General features: G+C 69.6%; 14 protein-coding genes. 8 read left to right on the top strand and 6 right to left on the bottom strand.

Annotated features, from left to right (window positions below; all coding sequences use genetic code 11):
* Positions 1-106: 106 nt before the first annotated feature.
* On the bottom strand, positions 107-1,249 hold the full coding sequence (locus tag RJ03_RS11810) for a coiled-coil domain-containing protein (protein ID WP_245552252.1): 1,143 nt from the start codon (positions 1,247-1,249) through the stop codon (positions 107-109).
* A 465-nt stretch (positions 1,250-1,714) separates the two neighbouring features.
* Here RJ03_RS11810 and RJ03_RS11805 point away from each other — a divergent pair, with 465 nt between their 5' ends.
* The gene (locus tag RJ03_RS11805; RefSeq protein WP_036501240.1) at positions 1,715-2,293 is read left to right on the top strand and encodes a DinB family protein; all 579 of its coding nucleotides are present in this window, start codon (positions 1,715-1,717) and stop codon (positions 2,291-2,293) included.
* Positions 2,294-2,360: 67 nt separating this feature from the next.
* Here RJ03_RS11805 and RJ03_RS11800 read toward each other — a convergent pair whose 3' ends face one another.
* Entirely contained in the window at positions 2,361-2,834 is a 474-nt protein-coding gene (locus RJ03_RS11800; protein ID WP_036501239.1) for a flavodoxin family protein, read from the bottom strand.
* Between the two features lie 75 nt (positions 2,835-2,909).
* On the opposite strand from RJ03_RS11800, the gene RJ03_RS11795 reads away from it, so the two are divergent.
* Both RJ03_RS11795 and RJ03_RS11790 read left to right on the top strand, forming a co-directional pair.
* Positions 2,910-3,671 (top strand): enoyl-CoA hydratase, encoded by a 762-nt coding sequence (locus RJ03_RS11795; protein ID WP_036501237.1) that lies wholly within the window; start codon positions 2,910-2,912, stop codon positions 3,669-3,671.
* A gap of 85 nt (positions 3,672-3,756) precedes the next feature.
* On the top strand, positions 3,757-4,533 hold the full coding sequence (locus RJ03_RS11790) for a PaaI family thioesterase (protein WP_036501235.1): 777 nt from the start codon (positions 3,757-3,759) through the stop codon (positions 4,531-4,533).
* A 13-nt stretch (positions 4,534-4,546) separates the two neighbouring features.
* On the opposite strand, the gene rox is transcribed toward RJ03_RS11790, so the two are convergent.
* Positions 4,547-5,965: a rifampin monooxygenase gene (rox, locus tag RJ03_RS11785; protein ID WP_036501233.1), complete on the bottom strand. Its 1,419-nt coding sequence runs from the start codon at positions 5,963-5,965 to the stop codon at positions 4,547-4,549.
* A 179-nt stretch (positions 5,966-6,144) separates the two neighbouring features.
* Positions 6,145-6,600, bottom strand: coding sequence for a GNAT family N-acetyltransferase (locus tag RJ03_RS11780; protein ID WP_036501232.1), 456 nt, complete (start codon positions 6,598-6,600; stop codon positions 6,145-6,147).
* A gap of 74 nt (positions 6,601-6,674) precedes the next feature.
* Between RJ03_RS11780 and RJ03_RS11775 the strand changes: the two genes are divergently transcribed.
* A complete protein-coding gene (locus RJ03_RS11775) occupies positions 6,675-7,889 on the top strand; it encodes a site-specific integrase (protein WP_036501231.1) in 1,215 nt (404 codons plus the stop codon).
* A 322-nt stretch (positions 7,890-8,211) separates the two neighbouring features.
* Positions 8,212-9,660 (top strand): amidase, encoded by a 1,449-nt coding sequence (locus tag RJ03_RS11770; protein WP_036501230.1) that lies wholly within the window; start codon positions 8,212-8,214, stop codon positions 9,658-9,660.
* A 41-nt stretch (positions 9,661-9,701) separates the two neighbouring features.
* Here RJ03_RS11770 and RJ03_RS11765 read toward each other — a convergent pair whose 3' ends face one another.
* The gene (locus RJ03_RS11765; protein ID WP_051024589.1) at positions 9,702-10,316 is read right to left on the bottom strand and encodes a TetR family transcriptional regulator; all 615 of its coding nucleotides are present in this window, start codon (positions 10,314-10,316) and stop codon (positions 9,702-9,704) included.
* Between the two features lie 122 nt (positions 10,317-10,438).
* Here RJ03_RS11765 and RJ03_RS11760 point away from each other — a divergent pair, with 122 nt between their 5' ends.
* The 3 genes from RJ03_RS11760 (at position 10,439) to RJ03_RS11750 (ending at position 12,504) form a co-directional block, all read left to right on the top strand.
* On the top strand, positions 10,439-11,404 hold the full coding sequence (locus tag RJ03_RS11760; RefSeq protein WP_051024588.1) for an SDR family oxidoreductase: 966 nt from the start codon (positions 10,439-10,441) through the stop codon (positions 11,402-11,404).
* Positions 11,405-11,556: 152 nt separating this feature from the next.
* On the top strand, positions 11,557-11,805 hold the full coding sequence (locus RJ03_RS11755; protein WP_036501229.1) for a DNA polymerase beta superfamily protein: 249 nt from the start codon (positions 11,557-11,559) through the stop codon (positions 11,803-11,805).
* Positions 11,806-11,862: 57 nt separating this feature from the next.
* Entirely contained in the window at positions 11,863-12,504 is a 642-nt protein-coding gene (locus RJ03_RS11750; RefSeq protein ID WP_036501227.1) for a LysE family translocator, read from the top strand.
* Positions 12,505-12,565: 61 nt separating this feature from the next.
* Here RJ03_RS11750 and RJ03_RS11745 read toward each other — a convergent pair.
* Positions 12,566-13,955, bottom strand: a 1,390-nt coding sequence (locus RJ03_RS11745) for a molybdopterin-dependent oxidoreductase (protein WP_036501225.1), incomplete at its 5' end; no start/stop codon positions are given.

Raw genomic sequence — 13,955 nt, 5'->3', positions numbered from 1 at the left:
CAGTTGTCGAGCATAGCGGTCGGCCCCCACCGAAGCCGACGATCGACTCGGTCTCGGCGTGGTTTTCGATACCTGTCGCCGGTTGATTGCGCGAATGTTCACCACATCAGCGGGGATCGGCCATTTCTGGTGCGCCAGTGCCGGATTCGCGCGCATCGACGGTCCGCGTGCCCGTACGCCGCGACAGCTCGGCATCAAGTTGCGCCTCGGCGCGTTCGGCCCGGGCCAGGGTCTGGCGGCGCGCGTCCTCGACCGCCGCCAGCCGGGCCGCGGTCTGCTGTGCGACATGTTCGGCGGCCGCGGCGGCTTCCGCGCGCACGGCGGCGATATCGTCGGCGGCGCGCTGTTGTGCCGCGGTCGCCTCCGCGCGCATCCGGTCGATGTCGCCGCGCGCGCGGACCAATTCCGCCCTGACCTCGTCCAGGGTCCGGTTACGTTCGGCGACAGCCGATTCGGCGCGCTCGATGGCGCGTTCGGCGTCGGCGGCGCGCTGCACGGCCAGGTCGCGTTCGGCGCCGGCGGCGGTGATGCGCTGGGCACTGTCGCGACGCACCTGTTCGAGTTCGGCGGTGAATGTGGTGCGCGCCAGATCGGTCTGTTCGGCGGCCTGCCGCCGCACCTCCTCGATGTCGTGGGCACACTGTGCGCGAACCGCGCGGATCTCGGCGTCGGCCTCGGTGCGCGTGGCGAAGACGTCGTCGGCCGCCTGTTTGCTGACGCGCTGCACTTCTCGCAGTGCGTCGTCGCGTGCGGTGAGCGCCTCCGCGATGCGCGCTTCGGCGGACTCCGCGGCCGCAGCGGCATCCTCGGCCGCGGATTCCGCTGCGGCGCGGGCTTCCTCGGCCTCACGCCGCGCCTTCTCCGCCGCCACGGTCGCCACCTCGGCTTCGGCGATGCGGCGCGCGGCGTCGGCCTGCACGGCCTGGACCTGCGCCTCCGCCACCGAGGGGTCGGCCAGAGTCGACAATTCGGCCACGGCTACCGACAACGTGTTACTCAGCTGATCGGCCAGGCTCCGGAATTGAGTGAGCATCTCGTCGGCCCGCAACCGGGCGGCGGTCACCGGACCCGGTTGCGTCACAGTGACGTTGGTCTCCGGTTCCTCACCCTCCTGCTGACGGCGCTGTCGCTCCCGCCATGCCCGCCATCGGGTGTGCTCGGGGTGATCGCAATATTCCGAGGGCCGTCCCGGCGTTCCGCCGCGGGTGATGGTGCGCGTACAGCCCGGGTAGTTACAGATGCTCGACACAGAGGAATCGTAGCGTTTGTTTCGTCGTACCCAACGGAATGACACGAAACGAAAGAGGTTAGACGCCAAATGATTCCGTGTGGATCTGACCTCCGATAAGTGAACCTTATCGGAGGTCAGACCCGTTCCCTCCGTCGAATCCGCCCTGGCTTTTACGTTTACGTTTGGTCGCAACCAACCAAACGTAACCACAACACAACTGCCGAAAAACTGTGCTCGGTGGTACGTGCGTACCAACAGGTGCGGCGCCTCATGGATTGCCGGGCTGAGGCGGAGCCCTATCTCGTCAAGCGGCGGGCCGGGCGACGAGGATGAGGTGGTGACCGATAGCGCAAGCCGTCGCCCGCGGGCGCGCGGTGGACGCCCCACGCCGTGAATTTCTTCCATCGGCGACAAGCGGACATGATCCGACCTAGTTCCCTGCGATCGTCGGTGCCGAGTCGACAACAACCCGAAAGGACCACGATGACCATCGACAACACCCCGGCGACCGCACTCGACGGCGAACGGGCCGATCTGCTCGCTCAGCTCGCCGCCGCGCGCAGCGCCTTGCGCGCCACCGTCGACGGGTTGACCGACGAGCAGGCCGGCGCGCATCCCACCGTCAGCGCGCTGAGCCTGGGCGGGCTGGTCAAACACGTGGCGGCGATGGAGGACAACTGGCAGCGGTTCGTCGTGGAGGGACCCTCGGCCATGAAATACGAGCTGCCCGAGGGCGTCACCTGGGCGGACTTCACCTCCGGCACCGCGCGGGAGTTCCCGCAATGGGCCATCGACCACCGCAACACCTTCGTGATGCTGCCCGGCGAAACACTCGCCGACATCCTCGCCCGCTACGAGCGGATCGCCGCGCGCACGGAGGAGATCATCGCCGCGGTACCCGATCTCGCCGCCACGCACCCGCTCCCCGACGCGCCGTGGCACGAGGCGGGGGCGGTCCGCAGCGTGCGCCGGGTGCTGATGCATCTGATCCACGAGACCGCGCAGCATGCCGGCCACGCCGACATCATCCGCGAGTCACTGGACGGCCGGACCGCGGGCTGATCGGCCGGTCGCCGCGGTGGGCCGGGTGCTGTCGGCCCGCCGGGCGAATGGTCGGGGTGCGGACGCGTCAGGACCCGGCCGTGATGCGGGCGCGTAATCCTTCGGCGAAGCTACGCGCAGCGTGGAGGTCGGCGGCGTCGGGATGGCCCTTGCTGACCCCGCCGACGATCCGCATCGGCAGCCAGGTATCGAGCCCGCGGCAGGTGAACGTGTCGACCACCGTGAAGCCGCGATCGGTGAGAAGTGTTGCGAGGGAACGGGTGTAGCGGCGCAGGGGCGTTTCCGGCATGCCGCTGGTGGCGTAGATGAAGGCCTTGGTACCGGACTGCGCCGGCAGCGCCCGGATCAGCTCGCGCAGACGGGGATGGAAGTTCATGGTGAAGATTCCGGACCCGAATCCCACGAGGTCGCAGGAGGCCAGTTCGGCGGGATCGAGTTCGTCGGGCCCGACGACCCGGGCGCCGAGCACCTCGCCCAGCGCATCGGCGATACGCCGGGTATTGCCGTGCGATACCGAGACACAGACGATGACGGCCTTCATACGGTCTCCCTTGCTCGTCCGGTTCGACCGGGATTCCCGGATCGTATCGACCGCACACTCCCTTACGATGACGCCATGGCGGAGATCACGGTGGAGCGGCGCGATACGGTCGCGGTGGTGACGGTATCGGACCCGCAGCGCCGAAACGCGTTGACCCTCGGGCTGTCCGAGCAGCTGGCGGCGGCGATCGCCGCGGCGGAGGCTGATGACGGCGTGTACGCGGTGGTGATCACCGGGGCTCCCCCGGCATTCTGCGCGGGCGCCGACCTCAGCGCACTGGGCGAGGCGGCGGAGGAGGGTCTGCGGGCCATCTACGCCGGATTCCTCGCCGTGGCCGAGTGTTCGCTGCCCACCGTCGCGGCAGTGGGCGGGGCCGCGGTCGGGGCGGGACTGAATCTGGCTCTGGCCGCGGATGTGCGCCTCGCCGGGCCGCGCGCCCGCTTCGATGCGCGATTCCTGCGGCTGGGTATCCATCCGGGCGGCGGTATGACATGGATGTTGCAGCGCGCCGTCGGTGCGCAGCGGGCCGCGGCCATGACGCTGCTGGGCGAGATCCTCGATGCCGACGCGGCGCACAGTGCGGGCCTGGTGCATCGTGTCGTGCTCGGTGACCACGACGACTTGGTTGCCGCCGCAGTCGAATTGGCGGCCGGCGCGGCCGACGCGCCGCGCGAGTTGCTGATCACCACCAAACGCACCATGCGCCACACGCGCACACTGGACTCGCATGCCGAGGCCGTCGACGCGGAGATCGTGCCCCAGGTGGCATCGCTGGATTCCGCGGAATTCGCCGCCCGGCTCGCCGCGATGAAGGCGCGTATCAGCGCCCCGCAATAGTCGATGAGAATGCAATTCTCCTTGAAGTAGAATCAGATCGCTCGCGTGTGGCCCGGCCGGGACGCACCGGACCGGAGGAGATGCCGTGAGTGTCGAAAGCAGACTGTCCCCGCGCCGCCACGTGCTGCTCGAACTCGGCTTCGCCACCCGGCGCGCCGGCGACGAGGTGCACGGATCCGCGACCATCGTGCCGGAACTGCACGCGCCGGGAACCACGCATCTGCGCACCTCCATCCTCGCCACCTGGGCCGATACCGTGGCCGGACTACTCGCGTCGCTGGTGATGCATCCGCGGGTCCCGGTGACCCTGGAACTCGACGTCCACCTCTACCGGCCCGCGCCCGCCGCCGGGCAACTCGAGGCGATCGGCCGCACCGTGAAGGTGGGCCGGTCGGTCTTCGTGGCCGAGATCGACTTCGCCGTCGACGGCGAACCGCTGGCCCTGGCCGGTGCCTCGTTCATGGTCGCACCGGACCCGGACCTGCAACTTCCCCGCGCACTCAGCCTCGATATGCCGGCCGGGCGCGACCGGCTCACCACTCCCCTGGCCGAACGCCTGGGCTGCGAACGCGTGCGCCCCGGCGTGGCCGTACTCCCGCGCACCGACGAGGTGCTCAACGCCGCGGGCAGCGTGAACGGCGGTCTCATCGCCGTCGCGGCCGAGGAAGCCGTGCTGTCCCTGGCTCCGGGCGACAGCCTCGGCTTCCTCGGTCTGCGCTATCTGCAACCTGCCAAGGTGGGTCCGGTGACGGCCACCGCGACGGTGCGCGGTGGCGTCGGGCGTGTCGATCTGCGCGACACCGGCAGCGACGACCGGCTCGCCACCATCGCCACCGCCCGCACCTTCGGTGCCGCGACCTAGCTCGGGCGCGTGATCAGGCCGCGCCGAACCACGTCGGCAGATGGGCGAGCAGATCGTCCTGATCGCCGCCGACCCATGCGACATGCCCGTCCGGCCGCAGCAGCACCGCGGGCACATCCAATTCCTCGCTGACATCGACGATGTGATCGACCCGATCGGCCCATCCCGCCACCGACAGCCGGCCGGTCTGATCCAGCAGCAGTCCGCGGCCCGCGTGCATCAGCTCGTAGAGGCGCCCGTCTTTCAGCCGCACATCCCGCAGACGCCGGCCCAGCAGTTCGTGTCCGGGACCGAAGTCGTAGCGGATCGCGGTGGCGGTGATCTTCTCGGTGAGCCGCCGGTTGACCTCATCGATATCGATGAGCTCCGTGAGCAGCCGGCGCACCGCCCGCGGGCCCGGCTCGAGCGACATCAGCTCCATCTGGGCGCGCGTGTTGTCCAGCACGTCGGCGGCGACCGGGTGCCGCTCGGACTCGTAGCTGTCCAGCAGACCGGCCGGGGCCCACCCGGCGAGTTCGGCGGCAAGCTTCCATCCCAGATTGAACGCGTCCTGGATGCCGAGGTTGAGGCCCTGCCCGCCGACCGGCGGATGGATGTGCGCGGCATCCCCGGCCAGCAGTACCCGCCCGGATCGATACCGCTCGGCCAGCCGGGTCGCGTCGCCGAAACGCGACAGCCAGCGCGGTGAATGCACGCCGAAGTCGGTGCCGGCGGTGGCCACCAGCTGCCGCTTCACCTCCTCCATCGTCGGCGGCAGCGTGCGGTCCTCGGACAGTCCCTCGGCCGGCACCACGAACCGGAACGTCCCGTTGCCCGACGGCCCGACCCCGAAGCGCCGCTGTGTCTTGCGGACCTCGGTCACCACCGCGGTCACGGTCTCCAGGGGCGCGTCCAGCTCGACCTCCCCCAGCAGCGTCTCCACCCGCGACGGTTCACCGGGAAAATCGATTCCCGCGAGCTTGCGCACGGTGCTGCGCCCGCCGTCGCAGCCGACGAGATACTGCGCGCGCAGCCGGCTGCCGTCGGCCAGTTCGACGGTCACGCCGTCCGGGTCCTGGATGGCGCCGACCACCTCACAGCCGCGCCGGATGTCGACGCCGAGTTCGGCCGCATGCTCGGCGAGCAGCCGATCGGTGACGGTCTGCGGAATACCGAGCACATAGGCGTGCGCCGAGTCCAGCTCCGGCTGCGGTGCCGTGATACCTGCGAAGAACCCGCCGACCGGGTACTTCGTGCCCAGCGCGAGAAACCGCTCCAACAGCCCGCGCTGATCCATCACTTCGATACTGCGCGCGTGCAGGCCCAGCGCGCGGACCACTTTCGTCGGCTCGGTCTCCTTCTCCAGCACGACCGGGTTCAGGCCGTGCAACCGCAACTCGCACGCCAGCATCAGACCGGTGGGTCCGGCACCGGCAACGATCACGTCAATCATGAAACCCCATTCGACACGGTGAGGGCACAGCCCGCGGAACAGCCGATTTCCGCAGGTCGTGGCGTTGGCCCGACGATTGTGCAGCACACCCCGGGCCTTGCCGCAAGGCCCCCTGTGCGCTATATATTGAAGTGGGAGGGGATGTCTTTCTGTTCTTTCTGCTCCGTTTCACCCCGCCCTTACACCGTGCGCGTCATGAACGCACTCGTCCCGGTGTCGAGATAGTCCCCGAAGGCGCCGCAGGCGACGAATCCACACCGTGCGTACAGCGTCCGTGCGGGCCGAAACGCTTCGCCCACACCGGTTTCCAGGCTCACCCGCTCCCAGCCGCGGGCGCGCGCCAGCGCGAGCAGATGCGTGACGATCGCAGTGCCGACACCGTGTCCACGCGCCGCTTCGTCGGTGTGCATGGATTTCAGTTCGCCGTGCCCGGCACCGAGATCGCGCACCGCGCCCATACCGAGTAGCACCCCGTCGCGGCGAGCGGTAACCAGGGTGAGGTGCGGATCGGCCCACGCGTCCCGGTCGAGCGCGAACACGGCGTCGGCCGGGGTATGAGCCCGCGCGAAAGCCAGATGGCGGGCGGCCAGCGCTCGCACATCGGCGCGGGCGGGATCATCGGTGGCAACTGTCACGGGCGGCACGGTCGATCATTCTTCCCGGCGCGGACGGGCGCGGCGAACGTCGTTGCCCGGTAACCTGTCTCGCGATGAGCGTCTCACCGGATCCCGTGATCGTCGATATCGCCGTGCCGGAGGCGGTTCGCACCGAATTACGGCGGGGAGTGCGCAGCGTACTCGTCGACACGGTCGCCCTGCGGATGGTGCGGGAGCGCTTCGACACCGAGCAGGCCGGGGCGCTGGGCCGCTATCTGGAGGCCTCGCAGTCGCCGAACACGGTGCGCGCCTACCGCTCCGACTGGGTCGGGTGGTCGGCGTGGTGTGCGGCCGAGGCGCGGTGCGCACTGCCGGCGGACGCCCTCGATGTCGCGGTGTATCTGGCCGCGGCCGCCGATGCGCGAAAACCGTCCGGCGAGTGGGCATTCGGGCCGGCCACGCTGGAACGCAAGAGCGCCGCCATCGCCGCGGTTCATGCCGCCAACGGGCTACCCTCCCCGACCCGATCGGATGTGGTGCGGTTGACTTTGCGCGGCATCCGCCGCACGCGTCGCAGCGTTCCCAACCGGAAACGTCCCGTGCTGCTGCACACGCTGGCACAACTGCTGGACGGATTGCCGGCTCCGGGCTGGCCGACCGAGCCGGCCCGCCGACGCGACCGGCTGATGCTGCTCGTCGGATTCGCCGGGGCGCTGCGCCGCAGCGAACTCGCCGGACTCCGCGTCGGCGATGTGGCGGTCACCCTCGATCACCGCACCGGCGAACCCGTGCTGCTGGTGCGGCTGCCGGCGACCAAAACCGATCCGACCGGCGCCGGCGCCCAGTCGGTGGCCCTGCCGCGTGGGGCGCGACCCTCGACGTGCCCGGTGTGCGCCTTCGCCGAGTGGATCGACCTGCGCGCTATCCACACCGCGGGTGGCACCGACGATCTACGGTCGTGGACCGAGCGCACCTGCGCCACCGGCGATATCCACCGCTGCCACGGCTTCACCGGCGCCACCCGCGTGGATGCGCAGGCCCCGCTGTTCCCGCCGGTGTCGCGGCACGGCGGTATCGGCGCGCAGCCGATCTCGGGACGTGCGGTGGCCGAGCTGGTGAAACGCTACGCCGCACGGGCGGGACTGGATCCGGCCCTGTTCTCCGGACATTCACTGCGCGCCGGATTCGCCACCCAGGCCGCACTCGGCGGCGCCAGCGACCGCGAGATCATGCGCCAGGGCCGGTGGTCCAACCCGCGCACCGTACACGGCTATATCCGCACCGCGAATCCCTTGGAGGACAACGCGGTAACCAAACTCGGGTTGTGAATCCGGACCTGGCTCGAAGTGCAGTGAATGCACCTCTGCGAATTGCTGCGCCGAAGGCTGACCCACAGGTCCGCCGGGACCGGCCTCCGGCCGAACGGTCCGCGACCGGAGTCTCGACGCGGTAGCCGTTGTGACATCTGTCTTGTTGTGCGAAACGGCATTACATGGCGTGCGCGCCTCGCGTCGCGCACTGCCGATGCCGTGACCTGGGATATGACGGAACCATGCGTCGATTCGCCCCGAGGGTCGCTCCGTTTCGGATTTGCGCTTTGCGTGAAGAGGCGTTTTATGCCCCCTGTGACCTGCCCATACCGTCGGATTCATGGAGTGGAACGTTCAGTCAGCCGAAGAAATCGTGGCGGCATTGCGTGCGGGCGAGGTGACCTCGGTGGAACTGACCGAGGACGCGATCGCTCGTATCGAGCGCGAGGACAAGGTGATCAACGCGATCTGTGTGCCGACCTTCGACCGTGCGCGGGCGGCCGCGCAGCGTGCCGACCGGGCGCGCGCCCGCGGTGAGGACCGGGCGCTGCTCGGTGTGCCGGTGACGGTCAAGGAGTCCTACGACATCGCCGGGCTGCCCACGACCTGGGGCATACCACAGCACGCGAACTACCTAGCGACCGAGGACGCGGTGCAGGTATCGCGGCTGGAGGCCGCCGGCGCGGTGATCCTCGGTAAGACGAACGTGCCCGAGATGCTGCGAGATATCCAGAGCTTCAACGAGATCTACGGCACCACCAACAATCCGTGGGACCACGACCGAACGTCGGGTGGATCGTCCGGCGGTTCGGCGGCGGCCTTGGCGTGTGGATTCGGCGCGCTGTCCATCGGCTCCGACCTCGCCGGTTCGCTGCGCACCCCCGCGCATTTCTGCGGCGTCTACGCGCACAAGCCGACACTCGGGCTGGCGCCGACCCGCGGCATGGTCGCGCCGCCCGCACCGGCATTGCCGGTCGATCTCGACCTGGCTGTCGTCGGTCCGATGGCGCGTACCGCCCGCGACCTCACGTTGCTGCTCGATGTGATGGCCGGACCGGACCCGCTGACCCACGGCCTCGCCTATGGCGTCTCCCTGCCGCCCCCGCGCCACGATCGGCTGGCCGACTTCCGTGTGCTGGTCCTCGAGGAGCATCCACTCATTCCGACCGGATCCGCGGTGCGGGCCGGCGTGAACCGGGTCGCCGAGGCGCTCGCCGACGAGGGCGCCCGCGTCGAACGGCACAGCCCGCTGCTGCCCGATCCGGCCGAAGCGGCGACGCTCTACATGCAGCTGATGCTGTCGAATGCCGCCGCGGGTCTTCCGCTCGAGGTGTATCGAGAGCTGCAGACCCGCGCCGTAGCGTTGAGTGCCGACGACCGGAGTCTCGATGCGGCGCGGCTGCGCGGCATGGTGCTCAGCCACCGAGACTGGGTGGGGGCCAACAACGGTCGCGAACTCCACCGCCACGGCTGGCGGCAGCTGTTCGCCGAATTCGATGCCGTGGTCTGCCCTATCACGCCCACTCCCGCCTATCCGCACAACCACAACGGTGGGCTGGAGGACCGGCACATCGACATCGACGGCGTCGAGTACCCGTACTTCGACCAGCTCGTCTGGGCTGGTATGGCCACCATGCCCGGCCTGCCCGCCACCGCTGTACCGGCGGGCCGTTCCCCCGAGGGCCTGCCGGTGGGTGTCCAGCTCATCGGTCCGATGTTCGAGGACCGCACCCCGCTGCGACTGGCCGAACTGCTGGAGGAGAAGATCGGCGGCTTCCGGGCGCCGTAGTGCGCACGAATCGTCGGCGGCGGTGCCCCACCGCCGCGGGCTCACTTCGGATCCGGGACCGGACCGGATCTCCTTTCTCGATCCGTCGGTGTCGGTGCGTCGGCGGCGAGGCCGCGCAGGTCGTCGAAGGCCCGGCAGAGATGCGCCTCCAGATTGTCCGTGGGGTCGTCGATCCAGGCTCGGACCGCGTGTTGATAGGCGGCCCAGCCGGTGCGGGCGGCCAAGTCGGCCGGGCCGGCATCGATACCCCGTTGTCGTAGCGCCTCCGCCACGGCATCGGTGAGTCCCGCGTGTTTGGCCAGCTCGCGTTCGCGCAGTGCCAGTGTCACGGCGATGACCTCCCACCGTGGATCGGAGAACGGGCGGTTGCGTTCCAAGTTCCGAGCCGACTCCCGGAACGCGCGCAGCAGGACCTCGAACGGGCGCAGTCCCCGGGGCGCTTCGACAACTGCCTGCATCAAGGTGGTGCGCAGGTCGGCTTCGCCGTCGAAGACGACCTCGCGTTTGTCGGGGAAGTGCCGGAAGAAGGTGCGCTCGTTGACCCCGGCCAGGGCGGCGATCTCCGCGGCGGTGGTCCGGTCGAATCCTCGTTCCCGGTACAGCTCGAGGGCCGCCTGTTGCAGGCGGCGACGCACCTCTGCTCCGCTTCGTGGCATTCGCCGAGCCTACCGCGATGCGTCAGTGACTGGCATCACGTTGCGTCAGTCACTGACGCTTCCCGTAGAGTCAGTGACTGACACTACTTAGCGTCAGTCACTGGCGTAAAAGGGAGAGTTCCATGCATGTCTTCGTCACCGGCGGCACCGGTCAGACCGGACCCGCCGTCGTCGCCGAGCTCATCGCGGCCGGTCACACCGTGACCGGCCTGGCCCGCTCGGAGGCCGCGGCCGACCGGCTGGAATCGTTGGGCGCGACACCGCATCGCGGCTGCCTGGACGACCTCGACAGTCTGCGCAGCGGCGCGGCGGCCGCCGACGGCGTCCTGCATATGGCCTACGGCGGCGACTACGCGGATCCGGATGACCTCATCCGTCGCGACTGCGCCGCGATCGAGGCGCTCGGACAACCGCTGGCCGGCACCGGCAAGCCCCTTGTCAGCACCTCGGGCACCTTGGTGACCAGGGCCGGGCAGGTCAGCACCGAGCAGGACGCGCCGGACCCCGATTCGGTCGCCGCCTTCCGCATCGCGGGCGAGCAGAGCTGTCTGAGTCTCGCCGGGTCGGGGGTGCGCGCCAGTGTGGTCCGACTGGCGCCGACCGTGCACGGACCCGGCGATTACGGGTTCGTTCCGGCGCTCATCGCGGCCGCGCACAGGGCAGGCGTCTCGGCCTACATCGGCGACGGCGCCAATCGGTGGCCCGCGGTCCACCGCGCCGACGCCGCGGTCTTGTTCCGGTTGGCGCTGGAGAAGGCGCCCGCCGGCAGCGTGTTGCACGGCGTCGGCGAAAGCGCTGTCACGATCAGAAGTCTCGCGGAACAGATCGCGCACGTGCTCGGCATTCCCACCGCTTCGCTGACCCTCGAACAGGCCGCCGCGCATCTGGGGAACCCGTTCCTGGCTCGATTCTTCTCCCTCGACGTCCCGGTCTCCAGCGAACACACCCGAGCGCTGCTGGGGTGGGCACCCGAACACGCGACCTTGCTCGAGGATCTGCGGACCGGCGACTACTTCACCCCACAGGCCGCCCTCCGCGCCGAACAGGTGTGGCTGCCGCACGGCTCGCACGAGCGCAGCCACAGCTGACCCGCCTGCCTGCGCGGATCGGCCGCCGGAAATCCGTGTGCGCGCAGCCGTTCGCCCGCACTATCGTTGCCTCTCCGGTGATCGTGCCGGTGCGCTTCGAGTAGCGGCTTCGCCGCAGCGGGGCGCCAGGGTGTACGGACGGGGGTGGGCAGGTGCGAAATCTGCTGTGGGAGGTAGTGGTCGGGTCGCGGGCGTACGGCTCGGCGACCGCGGGCAGCGATACCGACTATGCCGGGATCTACGCGGAACCGACGGATGCGCTGCTGGGTTTGCATCCGCCGGCGCGAGCCGGCCGCACCGGCCGCGACGGCGACGACGCCGTCTACGTGGGTCTCGACGCGCACGATCTGGCGCCGGTGCCGGTGGACTGGGTGCGCGAGGTCATCGCGGGAGCGGGCTGAGGAGCCTGCCGCGGAAAGCGGTGGCCGGTCTCCCCTTCCGATCGTTATGGTCGTCGCATGGTGGCGCCCGATCATCTGCTCGAATTCGCCGGACTGGCGTTGGTGCTCGTCGTCGTTCCCGGGCCGAGCGTCCTGTTCGCGATCACCCGGGCGATCACGATCGGGCGGCGGGAGGCGCTGTTCACCGTGGCCGGTAACGCGGTCGGGGTCTACCTGCAGGTCGCCGCGGTGGCCTTCGGGCTCGGGACGATCGTCGCGGCGTCGGCCACCGCGTTCACCGCGGTAAAACTTCTCGGTGCGTCCTACCTGATCTATCTGGGTGTTCAGGCGATCCGCCATCGTGCCGGTCTGGCCGAGGCTTTCACCACGGAGGCGCCCGCGATCCGGCGCGGCACCGTCTCCATGCTGCGCGACGGCCTCGTCGTCGGTTTTGCCAACCCGAAGTCCGTGGTCTTCCTCGCCGCGCTGCTACCGCAATTCGTCGACCCGAATGGGTGGGTGCCGGGGCAGATGCTGGTGCTCGGCCTGTGTATTCCGTTGTTCGGGTTGATCTTCGACTCCACCTGGGCACTGACCGCCGGGGCGGCACGCGCCTGGTTCGCGCGTTCGCCACAGCGACTCGCCGCCGTCGGCGGCGCCGGCGGGCTCGTGATGATCGGGCTCGGTACCAGCTTGGCGCTGACCGGCCGGAAGGACTGAGCGGATCATCGGCACACCGCCGGGTTGACAACCGGAATTAATGTTCCTGTCCGGCAGCCGGTTACAAGCTGTGGTGGTCTGCCACGATCTGCGGTGGACTGAGCACCGTCAGGTCCGGCACCGCGCCGTGATAGGCCTCGATCTGCACGAGCGCCAGTTGTCCCGTACTGCCCTGGCTCAGCGTGGAGGAGGGGCGGTCGGCGGTGAGCACGTTCGGGTTGCCGTGCCGGCAGAACGACGGATCTTCCGGATCCGGGTCGTACCAGGCCCCGGTGGACAACTGCGCGATGCCCGGTGCGACCGCGTCGTCGACGACGAGCCCGGCGAGGCAGGAGCCGCGGTCGTTGTACAGGCGCACGATGTCGCCGTCGGCCACTGCCCGCGCCCGCGCTTCCGCCGGGTGCAGCCGCACCGGTTCGCGGTCGCGGATCTTCACCGACCGGCTGTGCGCGCCGACGTCGAGCTGGCTGTGCAGTTTGGTACGCGGCTGGTTGGCGACCAGCTGCAGCGGAAACCGTTGTGCCGCAGCGCCGCCCAGCCATTCGTCCGGCTCGAGCCAAACCGGGTGCCCGGGGCAGTCGGGGTAGCCGTAGCCGGCGATGGTCTCGGAGAAGATCTCGACGCGACCGGAGGGTGTCGGCAGCGGATGCGCGCCGGGGTCGGCACGAAAGTCCGCGAACACCACCTGCGGCGGGTCGGCGACGGGCAGTTCGATGCCGGAACCGGACCAGAACCGATCGAAGTCCGGGAAGTCCCGTCCCCGCTCGCCCAGGTCGGACAACCATTGCCCGTACAGGTGCCGCAGCCAGTCGCCCGTGGTGCGTCCCTCGGTGAATTCCTTACCGGTACCGAGTCTTCCGGACAATTCGGCGAGAATGTCGTAGTCGTCGCGGGCCTGCCCGTGCGGGCGGGTGAGGGCGGGCATGGGGAACAGGATGCCGTCGTTGTCGCCGGTGCCGTAGTCGTCGCGTTCGATGGTCATGGTGGCCGGCAGCACGATATCGGCGTGGCGGGCGGTGGCGGTCCAGAACGAGTCGTGGACGACGATGGTCTCGGGCCGGTCGAACGCGCGGCGCAGGCGGGCCAGGTCCTGATGGTGGTGGAAGGGGTTGCCGCCGGCCCAATACACCAGCCGGATATCGGGATAGCGCAGCTCGCGCCCGTCGTATCGGAACGCTGTGCCGGGCGCGAGCAGCATATCCGCGATGCGCGCGACGGGAATGAAACGGTCGATGGGGTTGGCGCCCTGCGGAAGTCGCGGCAGCGGCAGCGTGCGGGTGGGTTCGCCGATGCTCGCCGAGGAGCCGTAGCCGTGGCCGAAACCGCCTCCGGGCAATCCGATCTGGCCCAGCATGGCGGCCAGCACCACGCCCAGCCAGGTCGGCTGCTCTCCGTGCTGCGCTCGCTGCAGCGACCAGCTCACCGTCACGAGGGTGCGTGCCGCGGCCATC

It is taken from the genome of Nocardia aobensis NBRC 100429, assembly GCF_000308375.1.
GTDB lineage: Bacteria > Actinomycetota > Actinomycetes > Mycobacteriales > Mycobacteriaceae > Nocardia > Nocardia aobensis.
Note: the sequence above shows the minus strand (reverse complement) of the source record. Positions and strands in the feature narration are given on the sequence as shown.

Excerpts from the sequence above, each read along its gene's own strand:
- RJ03_RS11760 (WP_051024588.1), top strand. The coding sequence starts at position 10,439 with ATGCATGTCTTCGTCACCGGCGGCACCGGTCAGACCGGACCCGCCGTC.
- rox (WP_036501233.1), bottom strand. The coding sequence starts at position 5,965 with ATGATTGACGTGATCGTTGCCGGTGCCGGACCCACCGGTCTGATGCTG.
- RJ03_RS11750 (WP_036501227.1), top strand. The coding sequence starts at position 11,863 with ATGGTGGCGCCCGATCATCTGCTCGAATTCGCCGGACTGGCGTTGGTG.
- RJ03_RS11770 (WP_036501230.1), top strand. The coding sequence starts at position 8,212 with ATGGAGTGGAACGTTCAGTCAGCCGAAGAAATCGTGGCGGCATTGCGT.
- RJ03_RS11775 (WP_036501231.1), top strand. The coding sequence starts at position 6,675 with ATGAGCGTCTCACCGGATCCCGTGATCGTCGATATCGCCGTGCCGGAG.
- RJ03_RS11805 (WP_036501240.1), top strand. The coding sequence starts at position 1,715 with ATGACCATCGACAACACCCCGGCGACCGCACTCGACGGCGAACGGGCC.
- RJ03_RS11800 (WP_036501239.1), bottom strand. The coding sequence starts at position 2,834 with ATGAAGGCCGTCATCGTCTGTGTCTCGGTATCGCACGGCAATACCCGG.
- RJ03_RS11765 (WP_051024589.1), bottom strand. The coding sequence starts at position 10,316 with ATGCCACGAAGCGGAGCAGAGGTGCGTCGCCGCCTGCAACAGGCGGCC.
- RJ03_RS11795 (WP_036501237.1), top strand. The coding sequence starts at position 2,910 with ATGGCGGAGATCACGGTGGAGCGGCGCGATACGGTCGCGGTGGTGACG.